The following is a 17,121-nucleotide window of genomic DNA, read 5'->3' as shown; positions in this document are numbered from 1 at the left end:
GCCCGCGGGGGGCTCGCCGAGAGCCCGACCGACACCCCGACGGAGACTCCGTCGGACAGTCCCACCACCGACGCGCCGTCCACCGACACCCCGGCGCCTGAGTCGCCGGGCAACTACACCGGCTTCGCGGGGGACGCGACCGCGACCCCGCTGAAGATCGAGATCTTCGAGCCGACGATCCCGATCCCGGCCAACCCGCAGCTCGAGTTCTCGCTGATGTTCACCCGGGCGCACACCGACACCGCCGGCAGCAACGCTCGCGCGTCCTACCTGTGGCCTGGTGCCGTCATCGGTGAAGGCCTCAAGACGCTGCTGGAGCAGCTCGGCTTCCCGCCCGAGGTCGTGTTGGCGCTGTTCGCGAACGGTTATCCGGTGCAGTCCAACGCCCAGTTCCCGGGCGAGGAGACCGAGGCCTTCGACGAGCCCATCCCCGGTGGCATCCAGCGGGCCAAGGCCGGTGAGCGACTCGGCTACGCCTCGGCCGGATTCTCCGCCGACGGTCAGCCCTCCGACGACGCCGAGCCGGGCGAAGGCAACGGCGGACTCCTGCCGGGCCTCAACCTGCCCGGCCTCGGCGATCTCCTCGGCATCATCGGTGGCGGCGGCAACGGCGGCGGCAACGACGAGGAGGAGACGCTCGGCTCGGCCGGGCTGATCCCCGCGCCGATCGCGGCCCTGGTCGACCTCGGCGGCGTCACGTCCGTCAGCCGGACGACGGCCGGCAACGACGTGCTGGCCCAGGCGCGCTCGAACCTCGGCGACGTCAGCATCCTCGGTGGCCTGATCAAGCTCGAGGGCGTCAAGGTGCTCTCCCGGGTGCTCAGCGACGGCACCAAGCCGGTCTCGGAGTCCGAGGTCGGGTTCGGCGTCCTGACGGCGCTGGGCCAGAAGTTCCGCTTCGGTCCCGACGGCTTCGAGGCCGTCGGCCAGAAGTTCCCGATCCCGGGACTCCCCAACGACCCGGTCAAGGCGCTGAGCCTGCTCGGCATCACGCTCTCGGTCTCCGACCCGATCGTGGAGAAGTCGGCCACCGACGGCTCGACGTCGATCGAGGCGACGTCGTCGGGCCTGACCGTGACGCTGGATCTGGTGGAGCTGAAGAAGCAGCTCAAGCCCGTCCTCACGCTGCTCGACACGATCGTCGGCGCGCTGCCCGACCAGCTGAAGCCGCTCAAGGAGAACCTGCAGCTGATCACCGGACTCGGCCCGAAGGTGGTCGTCACCCTCGGTAGCACCAAGGCCAGCGTGAAGACGACGCCGGGCATCGACTTCCCGACGGACCCGTCGCCGGAGACCCCGACCGACGGTGGCGAGGAGACTCCGACCGACAACACCGGCAGCACCGACGGCGGTGGCGACCTCACCCCGCCGTCGGTCGGCGCCCCGCCCCCCAGGGCCCCGCCCCCCCGCGGCCCGCCCGGGGGGCGGGCCCCCCCCCCCCCCCGCGCCGCTCGACGCCCCGACCGACAGCACCCCGCCGACCGGCGACACCGGCACGAGCCCGGTGCCGGAGCTGAACGCCCAGAACCAGTCGGGTCTGCCCGGTCTGTTCTCCATCCCCACGATGCTGATGCTCGGTGCCCTCGTGGTCGCCGGCCTGCTCGGCAGCTACGCGCGCCGCCTCGGCGTCGCAGCCCTCGGGGGCGCAGGAACCTGCGCCCACGGACTCGACTCGGGGCTCCCCGACCTGCGAAAGGTGCAGTGACCCAGTGACCACGACGACAGCGACCTACGCCGACTCCACCCACGACCACGGTGCCCGGGCCTCCGGCGCCCGGATGGGCTCCGGCGGCACGCTGCCCAAGGCGGGCGCCTCGCCGCTGCGCAACTCCAACGCCCAGCTGCTGCAGACCGTACTGTTCTGGGCCGGAGCGATCATGATGCCGTTGGGCATCGTGATCATCCTGCTCGGCTACTACGGCGTGGCGAACTCCGTCTACGACTTCGAGCGTGAGGCCTACCAGGTCTCCGGCGGGTTCCTCGGCCTCGGCATCACCTTCCTGGGCGGGTTCCTCTACTTCGGCGCGTGGCTCGCGCGCATCGGGGCGGACAACCGCGAGGCTTCCAAGCGGCTCGCCGACACCCTGCTGGTGCTGGCCGACGTCGTGTCGCGTTCGGCGGCGATCAACGACGACGGCGTCGACACCAACGCCATCCCGGTGACCGCCGGCGACGGCACGACGATGCACCGCCGCGACTGCGCGCTCATCGCGCACCGTGACGACCTGCAGCCGGCCGGTGCGCGCACCGACCTCACCGCCTGCCGGGTCTGCAAGCCCTGACCTCACCTCCACCGCCGGGGGCCTCGATGCTCCCGGCGGGGCTTCGGCGCCTCGACCACCGGGTCGGGCCGGTCATCGAGCGTGTCGAGTTGGGTCTCGACAGGCTCGACCACCGGGTCGGTCCGATCACCGGGTCGGTCCGGTCATCGAGCGTGTCGAGATGGGATGCCTGCCTCAGCGGTCCGGGCCGGTGAGCACGGTCTCCACGTAGTCGCGCGCGGTCTCGAAGATGTCCACCTCGTGGCCGGCCTGCTCGGAGAGGAACCACCGGTGCACGAGCACCTCGTGGAAGAACTCCGCCGGCGCGAGACGGCCTGCGAGGTCCTGCGGCACCAGCGCCGTGAGCGGCTCGTAGACCTCGCGCCGCCAGCGCCGAGCCGCGGTGACGCGATCGACGTCGCCCAGATCGTGGTGGGCGATGAAGGCGGCCAGGTCGTTGAGTAGACGACGGGCCTGGGCGTCCTCGACCTCGAGTGCGGTGAGGGCCCGCAGCTCGCGTCGGTGATGGCCCTGCTCCACGACGCGTGGGCGGATGCGCGCCGTCGATGCGTCGGCGGCAGCGGTGACCTCGACCTCCTCGACGTCGAAGCCGAGCTCGTTCAGGCGCGCGATCCGCTGCTCCACGCGCCACAGTTCGCCGACGGGTACCTCCTGCTCGGAGGTCAGCTCGTTCCACAGGGCGGCGTAGCGCTGCGCGAGCAGGTCGACGACGGCGTGCGGGTCGACGTCGACGGGGAGCGTGGCGGCCGCCTGCAGGTCGCACAGCTCCGCGAAGAGGTTCTCCCCGCCCACACGGACGTCGTGCTCGCGCACGCCGTCGGAGAGGGCGGGGTGGATCTCGACCGTCTCGGCATCGACCAGGAACGCCGCGAAGCCGCCCGCGTCGGTGCGGAACAACGCGTTGGAGAGCGACACGTCGCCCCAGTACACGCCGGCGAGGTGGAGCCGCACCAGGAGCACGACGAGCGCATCGACCAGGGCCGGCACGGGTTGGCTCGCGACGCGATCCACCACGGCACTGCGGTAGGGGAGCGAGTAGGCCAGGTAGCGGGTGACCAGCGCCGCGGGCAGGCCTTCTCCGCGGTCGGTGACCACGCCGTAGGTCTCGACGGTGGGCACGCCGAGTCGGTGCAGGTCACGCAGCGCCCGGTGCTCGCGTCGCGCGAGTACCTCCGTCGTCTCCTTCACGGCGAGCACCACCTCGCCGTGCAGTCCGTCGATCGCGACGATCCGGACCTCGTGGCGTGAGAGACCACGCGCGACGTCGAGAACCTGCGGGCCGCCCCAGGTCGCCAGGGGCCGGTGCCACGGCAGGGCGAGGATCCCGGGGTCGGGTCGCGGCGCGACGACGCGGAGGGCCATGCCTCACCGTAGGGGCGACCGCGGCCCGGCGGCTATCGGTGCGCGGTCGGGGAACCGGCGAAACGAGAACTTGTTCTAGTTCTGTTTGGTAGCGTCCGCGCCATGACAGAGCCCCGCGTCGTCGTCGTCACCGGAGCCGCCTCCGGGATCGGCCACGCCACCGCAGCCCTCTTCCGCGACCTCGGCGACATCGTCTTCGGCCTCGACATCGTGCCGACCGTCCCCGACGGCGTCACCTACGTGGAGTGCAACGTCGGCGACGTCGAGGCGATCCGTGCCGCGATCGCGACCTGCGTGGCCGAGCACCAGCGCATCGACGTGCTGGCCAACGTGGCCGGCATCGTGCAGTTCGGTCGGTTCGAGACGGTGACTCCCGAGGTGTGGGACCGCGTCAACGCCGTCGACCTTAAGGGGCCCTTCTTCCTGATCCAGGAGGCCCTGCCGTGGCTGCGCAAGGCCCCGGCCGGCAACATCGTCAACGTCTCCTCGGTCGCCGGCAACGCGACCCAGCCCTACTCCTCGGCCTATTCCGCGGCCAAGGGCGGGCTCACCCAGCTCACCAAGGCGCTCGCGCTGGAGTTGAGCCCGGAGAACATCCGCGTGAACGTCATCTGCCCGGGCACGGTCGACACTCCGATCGTGTCGCAGGTTGCGGCGAGCTTCCCGCCCGACCTCGACGCGCGAGTCGCCGACCGGCTGATCATGATGCTGCCCGGCGCGGCCATCGCGCCCGTCGAGATCGGCCACGCGATCGTCTACCTCGCCTCGGCCGAGGCCCGCATGATCACCGGCACGGTGCTGGCCTTCGATGGCGGCATGAGCTGACCGCGGGGGCCTGTCGACGGCGAAATCCGCGTGGGCGTAGGCGGCGTCCGGCGCCGCCTTGGCCGTTGATCGGCGCATCCCTAGGCTGGTCCCCGTCCGTCGGGCGGTGTGACGCCGCAGCGGCGGGCAGGCCGCGTTAGCTCAGTGGTAGAGCGTCCGCCTTGTAAGCGGAATGTCGAGAGTTCGACTCTCTCACGCGGCTCGATGTCGGTGCCCGGTTCTAACGTCGTGGGATGGCGGTGACATGCGCGGGGTGCGGGGCGGTCTTCGAAGGGCGCGCGGCGCGGCGGTTCTGTAGCAACCCGCTGCCAGCAAGCGCTCGCGCGCAGTCGCCGCGACGCTGATCAGCGCAGTGCGCGTGCTGCGAAACGTGCGGGCGGCGCCGCGATCGCGTCCTGGGCCGCCACCAGCTGGATCTCGCGAGTGCCGGCCGCGACGGTCTGCTCGAGGATCGCGAACACCGTCGACGTCGTGTGCTCCAGAGCGGTGGCCGGCGAGCCCGTGGTGCGGAGGTGCGCCAGGTAGAGCGCGGCGGTGACGTCGCCGCACCCGTTGGGGGTGATGGGGAGCAGGGGCGTCGTGACAGCCCAGGCACCGGCGTCGGAGACCGCGACGACGTCGAGGGTGTCCGGCGCGGAGTCGACGTGGCGCACCGAGGTGACCAGCACGTCACGCGGGCCGCGCGCGCGGACGTCGTCGACCGCATCGAGGACCTGCGCCATCGTGGTCGTCTCGCGACCTGCGAGGAAGTCGAGCTCGAAGTGGTTGGGCGTGATGACGTCGGCTCGCGGCACGACCTGGTCGCGGAGGAACTCCGGGATGCCGGGCCGCACGAACATCCCGCGGCCGACATCGCCCATCACCGGGTCGCAGCAGTAGATGGCGTCGGGATTGAGCTGGCGCACGGTCGCCACCGTGTCGAGGATGACGGCGCCGACGGCAGGATCGCCCTGGTAGCCGCTGAGCACGGCGTCGGCCTCGCCGAGCACACCGCGATCGCCGATCCCCGCGATCACCGCAGCGATGTCGTCGGCTGCCAGGAGCGGGCCGCGCCAGGCGCCGTAGCCGGTGTGGTTGGAGAAGTGCACCGTCAGTACCGGCCACACCTCGTGGCCCAGTCGCTGCAGAGGGAAGACCGCGGCCGAGTTGCCGACGTGACCGTAGGCGACCGACGACTGGATCGACAGGATCTTCATGGCGCCATGTTCCCGCACCCACTCGGTCGAGCGCTCGTCGATCGACCGGGCACGAAAGGTATTCGTTCCTCGCAGACACCCCGTGCGCTTCGAACTAGAACAGGTTACAGTTGTCCCGACTGTGGGCTAGGCCACAGCACGGCACGGATCGAGGATGCAGCGCATGGCCAAGAAGGCGCCCTACAGCAACGAAGCCGACTACATCGTGGTCGGTTCGGGCAGTTCCGGAGCGGCCCTGGCCGGCCGGCTCGCACAGAGCGGTGCGCGTGTCATCGTGCTCGAGGCGGGCAAGAGCGACGATCAGTACCTCACCAAGAAGCCGGGCATGATCGGCCCGATGCACGCTGAGCCCAAGATCAAGAAGCTCAACGACTGGGGCTACTACTCGGTGCCGCAGAAGCACCTCCTCGACCGCAAGATGCCCACGCCGCGCGGCAAGGTGCTCGGCGGATCGAGCTCGGTCAACGGCATGGTCTACGTGCGCGGCAACCGCGCCAACTTCGACTCCTGGGCCGCCGAGGGCTGCACCGGATGGGACGCCGACTCCGTCAACGCCGCGTACAAGCGGATGGAGGACTACGAGGGCGGCGAGGACGCCTACCGCGGGACCGGCGGCCCGATCCGCGTCACGGTCAACAAGATGCCGCAGGAGGGCTCGCTGCAGTTCCTGCAGGCCACCGCCGACGCGACCGGCTGCGAGATCCTCGACGACTACAACGGTGCCTCGCAGGAGGGTGTCGGCCGGATGCAGCAGAACGCTGCCGACGGCCTGCGCTACTCCGCCTCGCGCGGGTACATCCACCACCTCGCCCCCGCCACGCTCGAGGTCCAGACCCAGGTGCTGGCTCGCAAGGTCGTCATCGAGAACGGACGGGCGACCGGCGTCGAGGTCCAGGACAAGGACGGCTCGGTCCGCACGATCCGCGCGGGCAAGGAGGTCATCCTCGCGGCCGGCTTCATCGGCTCGGCCCAGCTGTTGATGCTCTCGGGCATCGGCCACGCCCAGCACCTGCGCGACCAGGGCATCGAGGTCCTCGCCGACCTTCCCGTGGGCGACAACCTGCACGACCACATGTTCCACGCGATCACCGTGCACGCGACGTCGTCCAACCACCGGGGCACGCCCTGGTACTTCGCCAAGGGCGTCGCCAAGGAGACGATGCGCCCCGGCCGCTCGTTCCTGTCCAACTCCGTCTTCGAGGTGCTGGCCTTCCTCAAGACCTCCCAGGCGGCGGCGTCGGGAAACATCCCCGACCTGCAGCTGCACCTGCTGCCGTGGAGCTACGTCTCGCCGAACCAGGACGCCCCGGTGCGCCACGACGTCGACCCGCGCCCGGCGATGACGGTGCTGACCACGCTGATCTACCCCAAGAGCCGCGGCACGCTGCGTCTGGCATCGGCGGACCCGACCGCCACCCCGCTCATCGACTACAACTACCTCGCCGAGACCGCCGACCTGGACCTGCTGGCCGAGGGCTCCGAGCTCGTCCGCGAGATCTTCGCCGGATCGGCGTTCAAGGGGTCGATCAAGAGCGAGATCCACCCCGGAGCCAACGTGAAGGGCCAGGAGCTGCGCGACGCGATCTTGAACCGCGCGACGTCGGTCTACCACGGCGTCGGTACCTGCCGGATGGGCGTGGACGAGCTGTCGGTCGTCTCGCCCGACCTGAAGGTGCGCGGCATCGAGGGTCTGCGCGTGGCCGACGCCTCGATCATGCCGTCGATCACCGGCGGCAACACCAACGCGCCGGCGATCATGATCGGTGAGCGTGCCTCCGACTTCATCCTCGGCCGGGCCTGAGTCGTGACCGCCACCGCATCCGCCACCGGATCCGCTGCCGTCGACGGCGGGCTGGCCCGCCCGGCGTCTGTCACCGACGACCTGCTCAAGCGACTGGTCGCGCGGGTCGCCTCCGACGGCAGCCGCGCGCCCTGGGCGCTCACCGAGGTCTACACCGGGCAGACGCTGGTCGAGCTCCCGCAGTCGACCGAGGCCGACATCGAGCGCGCCTTCGAGGAGGCTCGTCGCGCGCAGGTCGCCTGGGCTGCCACGCCGGTCGCCGAGCGGCTCGCCGTCTTCAAGCGCGCGCACACGCTGTTCCTCGACAACGCCCACACCACCGCTGACCTGATCCAGGTCGAGAGCGGCAAGAACCGGCGGATGGCGATCGAGGAGACCTGCGACCCGCCGATGGTGATGAGCCACTACCTCAAGCGGGCGGCCAAGCTGCTGCGTCCGACCACCCGCGGCGGCCCGATCCCGATGCTCTCCACCTCGACCGAGATCCGAGTGCCCAAGGGCGTCGTCGGCATCATCGCGCCGTGGAACTTCCCATTCGCCACCGGCATCTCCGACTCGATCTCGGCGCTGATGGCCGGCAACGCGATCGTGCTGAAGCCCGACAACAAGACGGCGCTCTCGCCGCTGTGGGGCATCGAGCTGCTCGAGCGTGCGGGCCTGCCCCGAGGGCTGTTCCAGGTCGTGTGCGGTGAGGGGCCCGACGTCGGTCCGACCCTGATCGACAATGCGAACTACGTGATGTTCACCGGCTCCACCGCGACCGGTCGGGTGATCGGCGAGCGCGCCGGCGCGAACCTGATCGGCGCGTGCCTCGAGCTCGGCGGCAAGAACCCGATGATCGTGCTGGAGGACGCCGACTTCGACGAGGTCGTCACCGGCGCTCTGTTCGCGGCCTTCGGCAACACCGGCCAGATCTGCATGCACATCGAGCGGATGTACCTGCCCCGCTCGCGCTATGAGGAGTTCAAGGCCAAGTTCGTCGCGGCCACCGAGGCACTGGACCTGCGTGCCTCCTACGACTTCGGCCCCGAGGTCGGTTCGCTGGTCTCGGTCGACCACATGGAGCGGGTCGCCTCCCACGTGCAGGATGCGGTCGACAAGGGCGCCACGGTGCTCACCGGCGGACGCCGTCGCCCCGACATCGGGCCGGCGTTCTTCGAGCCGACCATCCTGGAGGGCGTCACTCCCGACATGGTGCACGCGACGCTGGAGACCTTCGGGCCCGTCGTCTCGCTCTTCGCCTACGACACCGTCGAGGAGGCGATCGCGCTCGCCAACGACACCGACTACGGGCTCAATGCCTCGGTGTGGGGCCGCGACCTGGGCGCTGCGACCGCCGTCGCCCGCCAGATCGACTCGGGCAACATCAACGTCAACGACGCCGTGGCAACGGCGTTCGCCAGCAAGGGAACGCCGTCCGGAGGCGTGAAGCAGTCCGGTGTCGGCGCCCGCCACGGTGATCAGGGCCTGTTGAAGTACACCGACGTCAAGCAGGTCGCGGTGCTCAAGAAGCAGGTGATGGGCGCCAAGCCCGGGCAGGACTACGACAAGTACGTCTCCGGCATGCTCACCAGCATGCGGATGATGCGCAAGCTCCGTATCCGCTGACCGGCCGCACTCCCTCGCACGGCACCGACGCCGGGTCGGCACCTGACGGGTGCCGACCCGGCGTAGGGGATCCGCGCCGGCGCGGTCCCCGGGGGGCCCCCCCCCCCCCGCCCTCGTTCCGACTCGCCGCGGTCCGTCCGTCCGCGCCACGCGGCCGTCGGGGGAGCGGTGAGGGGGAGACGGTTCGTCGCGCGAGGACCGTTCCAGACCCACCGCCACGGATCGCGGCGGCGTCGTGCGGTCAGCCGCGACCCGCGACGCGCAGCCACACGCGCCGGACAGCGGGCGTGAGGGTGTCGTTGCCCAAGAACAGCACCGTGTAGCGACGTCGTCCGGCGGGCTGGCCACGCAGCACGAGACCGGCGACGCCGTCGCGTACGGCTGCGGTGCCGACCAGACGTCGGCCGCGCCAGACCATCACCCGGCCCAGCCGGGCGGCCGCCGTCACGTCCTGGGCGCGCACCTCGATCGCCAGGCGCACGACACCGCGCCGTGGAGAGCTGCCCGCGACCCGGACGACGGGGGTGAGGCTCGGTGTCACCGGATCCGGTTCGCTGGTGGGAGTGCTTGTGGGCGTCGGCGTCGGCGTCGGCGTCGGCGCGGGAGTCGGGGTCGCGGTCGGCGTCGGGGTCACCGGCACCGTCGGGGTCGCGGTCGGCGTGGGGAACACCGGCGCCGTCGGGGTCGCGGTCGGCGTCTCCGTCGGCTCCGAGGGCGGGGAGCTGGTGCCGAGCACGGCACCGGTCTCCGCGTCGGTGATCTCCACGACGCCGGCGGCGTCGAGCTCGATGTCGTCCTCGCCGGCCGACGACGTCTCCTGCACCAGGGGCGTCTGGGCGGCGCCGTCGACGATCGAACCGCTCACCCGCATCGTGCGGCTCTGGGCCGGCGTGAGGCGCAGCGTCACCGGTTCCTCGGGGTCGAGCAGGATCAGCTGCTGGCGACCGAGCAGTTCGACGTCGACCACGCCCGCGTCGAGTGCCTGGGCCAGGGTCAGAGGGCCCGTGGCCTGACCGGCCGCCGTGCGCGGTGACGCCGTCCGGGGAGCGGCCGGCCTCGGGTCGGGGAGGTCGGCGGCGTCGATCACCTCCAGCACCAGACGCCGCTGGGCCCGGCAGGCGCGTCCCGGCGCGGGGCGCTCGCCGTCGACCAGCCACGGTGTGATCAGCTCGTAGAGCTCGGGGTTCGCCATCTGCTCCGAGTGCGGTGCGGCGCACAGCTCGCTGGCCCCGACGGCGGTGTGCGCCCCCGGGATCGCGCTGACCTGAAGAGGCGAGAGACCCCCCGCCGCGCCGAGCGTCTGGGAGCGCAGCGGGACGGTGCGGTCGCCGGAGGAGAGCGTGATGCCGAAGGCGGTGGGGTCCTCGTCGCCGCCGGGGTTCATGTGCACGGTGTCGATGGTCGGCACCCCGCCGGAGACGACGATGTGCCAGGGCAGGTCGCCGGTGTCGAGCTGGTCCCACAGGGTCGCGTGCTTGGCCTGGGCCGAGCGCCACAGTGCCGAGGCGCCGCCGACCTCCTCGATCAACGCGGCCGTCGCGTCGGTGTCGAGCGGGTCGGTGCCTCGCCCGTCCACGCGCAGGAAGGGTCCGTAGCCCGGCGAGGGCCAGAGGTTGAACATGCCGCGCAGGGTCGTGGCGAACTCCTGCAGCCGCGAACGGCCGGCGAAGAGGAACTCGATCGAGCCCTTCTTCATGATGTCGAACGCCGACTCCGAGCCGATCAGGAGGCTGAAGGGTGCCTTCGCCGATCCTCGATAGGGCGTCCCCACCGTCGTGACGCGAGCGAGCTTGTCGCGACGTGCCGGGTCGCTGGCGTAGTCCATGGCCAGCAGACCCCCGTAGGAGTGCGCCACGAGCTGCACCTGGTCGGCGTCGGTCTCCTCGAGCACCTGATCCACCAGATCGTCGAGCCGGGCCACGGAGAACGCGGTGTCCTTGCGCCAGTCCCAGCCGAAGGCGTAGAAGTTCTCCGGGCCGACCGCCTCGGCCAGGAGCCGGAGCCCCTCGCCGTAGATGTCGGTGCCGAACAGCGACTCCGCCACCCCTGACGCGAACGGGACCAGACGGTGGTCGTCGTCGTAGCGTGCGTCCACGGCCCCCGAGTTGGCGCACAACGGGTTCGTCGTCGTGGCGCCGTCAGCCTCCAGCTGCATCAGCTCGCGGATCACGGGGAACGACGGCCACACCGGCTGCGCGGCGTCGCGATCGCACCAGATCTCCGAGCCGAGCACGCCCGGCAGGAAGATCACCGGCGGTGTCTCGTCGTCCGGCGGGACCCACCCCATCACGAAGGACTGCCCCAGCCCGGGGACGGCAGTCCACTCGCCGGTCAGGTCGCGGTCGTTGACGTAGGGGGTTGCGGGGAGCAGCGTCGAGGAGGCGGTGAAGGTGGTGAGCATGCTGGAGCCGTCGGGTGAGGGGAACATCGCCTGGAAGGGCGGGTTCAGGTCGTCCTGGCTGCGCTGCTCCAGCACCCGCCTCACGCCGTCGTCTCCGATCGCGACGACGTCGGTCACCGACCGGTTGATCGTGGGGGTGTCGGCCTGGTGGATCGTCGTCTGGGTGTGCTCGCTCATCAGCAGCGAGCCGTCGGCGTGCACACCCAGCAGGGAGACCAGCGTCATCGTCGAGGTCGAGCGGTCGCCGACGGTCTCGGTGCGGCGGTCGGTGGACATGTCGACCAGCACCTGCTCGTCGGTCGCCGGATCCCAGCGCACCAGGCCGGTCAGCCCGAAGACCGGCTGGGCCTCGTCGGCGAAGGTCGCCTGGTAGTACACGGTGTCGCCCTCAGGGTCGATGGCGACGCCCTGGCTCGCGACGAAGCCGGGGAGCTCCGGCGCCACTCGTGCGGGACCTCCGTCGACGTCACGGACCGCGGGCCGGCACCGGGGACGGTCGTCGGGGCCGCTAGCGGCGGCCAGGTAGCTGACCTGTTCACCGTCCGCGCTGGTGAAGGACGCCCCGCCGCAGGTGTTCTCGGCGACCAGGCGACTGCTGCCCGAGACGAGATCGACGACGTCGATCCGGGTCTCGAGGAAGTTGGTGGTCTCCAGGGTGGAGAGCAGCCACCGATCGTGGGTCAGCGGACGAGCCCCGATGAGCTTGCCGTCGATCAGGGCGTCGTTGAAGCGCCCGGGCAGCGCGATGTCGCGTCGGCCGCTGCCGTCGGGGGCTACCGCGATCAGATTGAACCGGGTGCCGTCGAGTTCGAAGAGCACGATCTCCTCGCGCCCGGCACCGCCGCCGGGCGCCGCCGCCGCTGTCGCCGACGGTGTGATCGAGGCCGGCGCGACCACGCTCGCCGTCGTGGCGATCAGCGCTGCGACCAGCAGCAGGGCGGGCGCCGTCAGGGGCGACGTCGACAGGAGCGAGCGGGCGGACGGACGGCGCGTCGAGACAGAGCGGACCACCCGACCCAGCGTGGGGGAGAGAGGTGGTCGCCGGTATCCGTGGAACTACCGAACTTCCACCGATACCGCGGATCAGGCGACCTGGAGCGACCGCTTCGAGAGACCCATCCAGAAGCCGTCGATGCGCTGCTCGCCCGGCGACGTCGGGTCGCTCGCCGCGCCGAGGGTGACGAAGAGCGGCGTGAGGTGCTCCACCGTCGGGTGGGCATACGGCAGGCCCGGGGCCTGGTGTCGGAAGTCGGCGAGTGCGTCGACGTCCCCTCGGGCCAGAGCCTCGGCGGCCCAGGCGTCGAAGTCGCTGGACCAGCCGGGCGCGGCCGCGTCGATGCTCCAGTCGCGCAGGAACGGCAGGCCGTGGGTGAGGAAGCCCGAGCCGACGATGAGCACGCCCTCGTCGCGCAGTGGTCGCAGCCGCTCGCCCAGCGCGAGCAGGCGTACCGGATCGCTGGTGGGCAGCGACATCTGGACGACGGGGATGTCGGCGTCGGGGTACATGATCTTCAGGGGCACCCAGGCCCCGTGGTCGAGCCCGCGTGAGGTGTGCTGATGCACCGGCTCGCCCGCGGGCATCATCGCCGCGATCCGCCGCGCGAGCGACGTCGAGTCGGGCGTCGCGTACGTCATCTGGAAGTACTTGGGGTCGAACCCGCCGAAGTCGTAGACCAGCGGAGCGCCCGACGCCGTCAGCATCACCGGTGCGGACTCCCAGTGCGCGCTGACGATCAGGATCGCCCGCGGGTGCGGCAGGTCGCGGGCCCAGGCCGCCAGCTCGCCGGACCAGATCGGGTCGTCGAGCAGCGGCGGGGCGCCGTGGCCGATGTAGAGGGCCGGGATCCGGACGAGCATGTCGTTCATGATTCAACTAACTATGCCACGATCGCGACTATTCCGCTCCTGCCTCGTGCGCGCCGTCCGGTGAGGGGCGGGCGGTGTCTCGCGGAGGGTTTGCGGCGGTTCGGGCTGCGAGGGCGGTGAGGTGCTGAGGTTTGCCGGGCGCCGTTTCCTTCGTAGGTCACCGCGCCCCGGCGTCAGGGGCGGTCGTTTCCTCCGTAGGTCACCGCGCCCCCGCCGCCGAGGCGTCGCCCGGCGCGAGCGCCGTCCAGTCGACGGGAGGCACGCCGCGCTCGGCGAGCAGGGCATTGACGCGCGAGAACGGGCGCGATCCGAAGAAGCCGCGCGAGGCCGACAGTGGGGAGGGATGTGCCGAGGTCACGCATCCGATGCCCGTCAGTATCGGCTCGAGCGCCTGGGCGTCGCGCCCCCAGAGGATCGCGGCGAGCGGGCGGCCGCCGTCGGCTCGGGCGGCGAGGGCGCGGATCGCGCACTCGGTGACCTGCTCCCATCCTTTGCGTCGGTGGGACGCCGGAGCGCCGGGCTGCACGGTGAGCACACGGTTGAGCAGCATCACCCCCTGGTCGGACCAGCCCGAGAGGTCGCCATGTCGAGGCGGGGTGAAGCCGAGGTCGTCGCGCAGTTCGAGGTAGATGTTGACCAGGCTGCGCGGCAGCGGCCACACGTCGTCCTCGACGGCGAAGCTCAGGCCGATCGGGTGCCCCGGTGTTGGGTATGGGTCCTGGCCCACGATGAGCACCTTGACGTCGGCGAGCGGACGGCGGAATGCGCGGAAGATGTTCTCCCCGGCCGGCAGGTAGTGGCGGCCCGCCGCCGTCTCCTCACGCAGGAACCCGCCGAGGGCGGCGATCTGCTCGTCGACCGGTTCCAGCGCCTGTGCCCAGTCCGGCGCCATCAGACCCTTCTCGACCAACCCCGCGAGTGCGCTCATGGCCCCATTCTCGTTGACCCGTCTTGATCTAGAGACGGGTCAACCTCGGGTCGGGCGTTGACCCGTCTTGATCTAGAGACGGGTCAACCTCGGGTCGGGCGTTGACCCGTCTCTAGATCAAGACGGGTCGACGCCTCAGCGCGTGAAGGTGGCCGTGCGGGGAAGGAATGGACGCCGTCCCCGCTCGCCGACCTCGACCTGGAGGATCGCCTGGTTGCCGGCCTGCCCGAAGATCGCCGACTGGTTGGCCACGAGCACGGTGGTGCCGAGGAAGGTCGCGCTGCACGGGGTGTCGAACGGGATGGCCGCTCCGGTCTGACCCGCCAGCGGCAGTTCGGGGAACCGGCCGAGCTCCTTGCCGGACGCCGTGAGCTCCACGATCTGGTTGGTGCCGACCGTCGCGACGTAGATGTTGCCCGAGCGGCCGATGCCGAAGCCGTCGGGCAGGTCGAGCGGCCGGGACTGCCACAGCTCGCGGATCGCACCCGGCTTGCCCGAGGGCGTGATCGGCAGGCTGTAGAGCGCCCCGTTGACGGGCAGCTGCGAACCGTCGAGCACGGCCTGCTGGGAGATCACGAGGTCGCCGCGGCCCGGCCGGTAGGCGATGCCCGTCGCGCCGAACTCGGTGCCGTTCAGCGCCGCCGATCGGAACCAGCGCTCCGGCGTGCGGGATCCGTGCTCGAGTCGCCAGATGATCGGCTGGTGGTAGTCGGTGACGTAGAGGTCGCCGTCCGGCCCCCAGGTCGCGTAGTTGGGGACGGCGCCGGACGGGAAGGTCGCGATCGTGCGGAAGCGCCCGCTGCGCACGTCGAGCGTCATCACCGCACGCCGCGAGGTCTCCAGCAGCACCAGACGACCGTCGCGGGTCTGGTTGGCGACCTGGACGCCGGGATCCGACCCGAGGCGCTGGCCAGGCACCGTCCACGACCGCAGCAGCGTGCCGCGGGCACTCCACTCGAACACCTTCGAGCGCGCGCTGCCGGCCTTGTAGCTGCCCGCATAGACGCGGCCGTTGGTGTGGGCGTGCACGTATGCGGGATAGCCCGGCGCGGGGACGCGGGCGAACACGCGCGTGTCCCACTTGCGCGGCGCGGCCTTGGCGGAAGGGGACGCCGACGCGGGCGTCGTCGTGCTCGTCGGTGCGGCGGGCGCTGCCGTCGACGGGCTCGCGGTCACCGGGAGCAGCCCGAGCAGGGCGAGAGCGATCCCGCCGACGACGGGGGTGGCGAGGCGCCTCATCGCAGCTGCTCCAGCACCTCGACGGCGGCGCGCTCACCGGAGCGGACCGCGCCGTCCATGTAGCCCGACCAGTAGGTCGAGGTCTCGGTGCCTGCCCAGTGCACGCGGCCGTGCGGACGGCGGATCGCGGCGCCGAACTTCGTCAGCGTGCCCGGGGCGTGGATCGTGGTGGGACCACCGGTGGTCCACCGCTCCTTGGTCCAGTCCTGCTCGGTGTACTCGACCGGCCGCAGCGCCTGGGGCCCGAACATCTCGGCGAATCCCTCGAGCACGGCACGGCGTCGCTGCGCCTTCGGCATGGTGCCGTACTTGCGCCACGTCGAGCCGCCCACGAAGGCGAGCAGGACGCCGGGTTCGCCGTCCTTGGGGGAGTTGTCGAAGACGGCGCGTGCGGCGCCGGCATCGTTGATGCCGAAGCCGTTGAGGCCGTCCTTGCGCCAGAACGGCGTCGTGTAGACCGCGTCGCACTTCATCAGCTGGCCCATGTCGAGCTCCTCCATGAGCCGGCGGCGCATCGTGGGCAGCTTCGGGAACCAGTCGATCCCCAGCACGAGCGGCGGGGGAGCCGCGCAGATCACCCGCTTGGCCGAGACGACGCCGCGGCGCGTGTGCACGACCGCGCGACCGCTGCGCTGGTCGACCTTCGTCACGGGGGCGCGCAGCGCGACGATGTCGCCGAGCTGGCGCGCCATCCGGATCGGGATGAGCTGGGAGCCGCCGACGAAGCGTCGCTCCTGCGCGCCGTTGATCGTGTCGGAGTTGCGGGAGAACGTGCCGACCGTGCGCTCGTTGCCCGAGCACGCGACGTACCAGAGCACGAAGAGGAAGGAGAGCTCGTGCGGATCGGCGCCGAAGCCCGGCTGGGTCCAGCTCTTGATCAGGTTCGTGACGCCAGCGGGGTTGATGAGCGCCGTGCGCCGGATGAACTGACCCAGCGTCATGCCGTCCCACTCGCGGGCGCGGGGGTGCGACCAGGGGGTGTCGACGGCGATCTCGGCGGCGTACATGTCGATCAGCCCGAGCAGGATCGCGGCGTCGGCCAGGATCGTCGGGTCGGGTGGCACGGTGCCGCTGAACTCCATCCGCCCGGTGAGGGAGGAGATGTAGACGCTCTTGCCCTTCACGTACTCCTTGAAGGTGGGCACCTTCAGCTCCTTGGCCAACGCCAGGATGTGGTCCTGGGTCGGGCCGACGAAGGCGCCACCGGCCTCGATCACGGCGTTGCCGGTGCGCAGCGTGTGGTTGAGGACGCGTCCGCCGACGCGATCACGGGCCTCGAGCAGCAGGACCGAAGCGCCGCCGCGAGCCGCCTCGCGGGCCGCGACCAGGCCGGCGATGCCGCCGCCGATCACGACGACGTCGACGGAGGAGGGCAGCGCACCCTGGAGCCCGGTGACGGGTGCGCGCTCCGGCGACAGCGACGAGGCAGATGCGCCGCCCGGGGTCAGCGCGCCCGCTCCGGCTGCGGCGCCGGCCAGGCCCGCCAGGCCGGTGAGGACGCCACGACGGGTGGGGCTCGTCGGCGCGATCGCCGTACCGTCGCCGGCGTGTGAGAGAGGGTGGTCGGCCGGGCGCAGGTCGATCATCGGTGCGGCTCCTTGAGCAGTTCCTGG

The 17,121-nt window shown here is 71.2% G+C and carries 11 protein-coding genes, 1 tRNA gene and 2 pseudogenes; 6 read left to right on the top strand and 8 right to left on the bottom strand.

From position 1 onward, the window contains the following. The coding region (locus KSO97_RS09355; RefSeq protein WP_308188278.1) for a choice-of-anchor P family protein at positions 1-1,713 on the top strand (1,713 nt) is incomplete at its 5' end. Continuing rightward, positions 1,710-2,282 carry a hypothetical protein gene (locus KSO97_RS09350; protein ID WP_232678212.1) on the top strand — a complete coding sequence of 191 codons (573 nt, stop codon included), beginning with the start codon at positions 1,710-1,712 and terminating at the stop codon, positions 2,280-2,282. The genes KSO97_RS09355 and KSO97_RS09350, both read left to right, overlap by 4 nt. 174 nt (positions 2,283-2,456) lie before the next feature. On the opposite strand, the gene KSO97_RS09345 is transcribed toward KSO97_RS09350, so the two are convergent. Beyond that, positions 2,457-3,644 (bottom strand): DUF4032 domain-containing protein, encoded by a 1,188-nt coding sequence (locus tag KSO97_RS09345; protein ID WP_232678210.1) that lies wholly within the window; start codon positions 3,642-3,644, stop codon positions 2,457-2,459. A gap of 102 nt (positions 3,645-3,746) precedes the next feature. Between KSO97_RS09345 and KSO97_RS09340 the strand changes: the two genes are divergently transcribed. Both KSO97_RS09340 and KSO97_RS09335 read left to right on the top strand, forming a co-directional pair. Further along, positions 3,747-4,469: an SDR family NAD(P)-dependent oxidoreductase gene (locus tag KSO97_RS09340; RefSeq protein WP_232678209.1), complete on the top strand. Its 723-nt coding sequence runs from the start codon at positions 3,747-3,749 to the stop codon at positions 4,467-4,469. A 130-nt stretch (positions 4,470-4,599) separates the two neighbouring features. Continuing rightward, positions 4,600-4,671 (top strand) — tRNA-Thr (locus tag KSO97_RS09335). 142 nt (positions 4,672-4,813) lie between these two features. On the opposite strand, the gene pdxY is transcribed toward KSO97_RS09335, so the two are convergent. After that, entirely contained in the window at positions 4,814-5,665 is an 852-nt protein-coding gene (pdxY, locus tag KSO97_RS09330; RefSeq protein ID WP_232678208.1) for a pyridoxal kinase PdxY, read from the bottom strand. 163 nt (positions 5,666-5,828) lie between these two features. Between pdxY and KSO97_RS09325 the strand changes: the two genes are divergently transcribed. Both KSO97_RS09325 and KSO97_RS09320 read left to right on the top strand, forming a co-directional pair. Next, positions 5,829-7,466: a GMC family oxidoreductase gene (locus tag KSO97_RS09325; protein ID WP_232678207.1), complete on the top strand. Its 1,638-nt coding sequence runs from the start codon at positions 5,829-5,831 to the stop codon at positions 7,464-7,466. A gap of 3 nt (positions 7,467-7,469) precedes the next feature. Next, positions 7,470-9,074: a succinic semialdehyde dehydrogenase gene (locus KSO97_RS09320; protein ID WP_232678206.1), complete on the top strand. Its 1,605-nt coding sequence runs from the start codon at positions 7,470-7,472 to the stop codon at positions 9,072-9,074. Between the two features lie 241 nt (positions 9,075-9,315). On the opposite strand, the gene KSO97_RS18275 is transcribed toward KSO97_RS09320, so the two are convergent. From KSO97_RS18275 to KSO97_RS18460, 6 genes and pseudogenes are all read right to left on the bottom strand, one after another. Then, entirely contained in the window at positions 9,316-12,486 is a 3,171-nt protein-coding gene (locus KSO97_RS18275) for a triacylglycerol lipase (protein ID WP_232678205.1), read from the bottom strand. A gap of 72 nt (positions 12,487-12,558) precedes the next feature. Next, on the bottom strand, positions 12,559-13,341 hold the full coding sequence (locus tag KSO97_RS09310) for a dioxygenase (protein ID WP_232678204.1): 783 nt from the start codon (positions 13,339-13,341) through the stop codon (positions 12,559-12,561). Positions 13,342-13,540: 199 nt separating this feature from the next. Beyond that, entirely contained in the window at positions 13,541-14,269 is a 729-nt protein-coding gene (locus KSO97_RS09305) for a uracil-DNA glycosylase (RefSeq protein ID WP_232678203.1), read from the bottom strand. Positions 14,270-14,404: 135 nt separating this feature from the next. Next, positions 14,405-15,508, bottom strand: coding sequence for an SMP-30/gluconolactonase/LRE family protein (locus tag KSO97_RS09300; RefSeq protein ID WP_232678202.1), 1,104 nt, complete (start codon positions 15,506-15,508; stop codon positions 14,405-14,407). Further along, a pseudogene (locus KSO97_RS09295) lies at positions 15,505-16,800 on the bottom strand (flavin monoamine oxidase family protein); the annotation flags it as partial. The gene KSO97_RS09300 and the pseudogene KSO97_RS09295, both read right to left, overlap by 4 nt. Beyond that, positions 16,801-17,094 (bottom strand): annotated as a pseudogene (locus KSO97_RS18460) (hypothetical protein); the annotation flags it as partial. Between the last annotated feature and the right edge of the window lie 27 nt (positions 17,095-17,121).

Origin of the sequence: Nocardioides sp. R-C-SC26 (genome assembly GCF_021246465.1) — a bacterium.
Taxonomy (GTDB): Bacteria; Actinomycetota; Actinomycetes; order Propionibacteriales; family Nocardioidaceae; genus Nocardioides.
The sequence above is the reverse complement of the archived record's forward strand: the minus strand, read 5'-3'. Positions and strand labels throughout refer to the sequence as shown.

What these genes read in the sequence shown, in the direction of transcription:
- KSO97_RS09345 (WP_232678210.1), bottom strand. Translation starts at nt 3,644, where the DNA reads ATGGCCCTCCGCGTCGTCGCGCCGCGACCCGACCCCGGGATCCTCGCC.
- KSO97_RS09340 (WP_232678209.1), top strand. Translation starts at nt 3,747, where the DNA reads ATGACAGAGCCCCGCGTCGTCGTCGTCACCGGAGCCGCCTCCGGGATC.
- pdxY (WP_232678208.1), bottom strand. Translation starts at nt 5,665, where the DNA reads ATGAAGATCCTGTCGATCCAGTCGTCGGTCGCCTACGGTCACGTCGGC.
- KSO97_RS09325 (WP_232678207.1), top strand. Translation starts at nt 5,829, where the DNA reads ATGGCCAAGAAGGCGCCCTACAGCAACGAAGCCGACTACATCGTGGTC.
- KSO97_RS09310 (WP_232678204.1), bottom strand. Translation starts at nt 13,341, where the DNA reads ATGAACGACATGCTCGTCCGGATCCCGGCCCTCTACATCGGCCACGGC.
- KSO97_RS09305 (WP_232678203.1), bottom strand. Translation starts at nt 14,269, where the DNA reads ATGAGCGCACTCGCGGGGTTGGTCGAGAAGGGTCTGATGGCGCCGGAC.
- KSO97_RS09300 (WP_232678202.1), bottom strand. Translation starts at nt 15,508, where the DNA reads ATGAGGCGCCTCGCCACCCCCGTCGTCGGCGGGATCGCTCTCGCCCTG.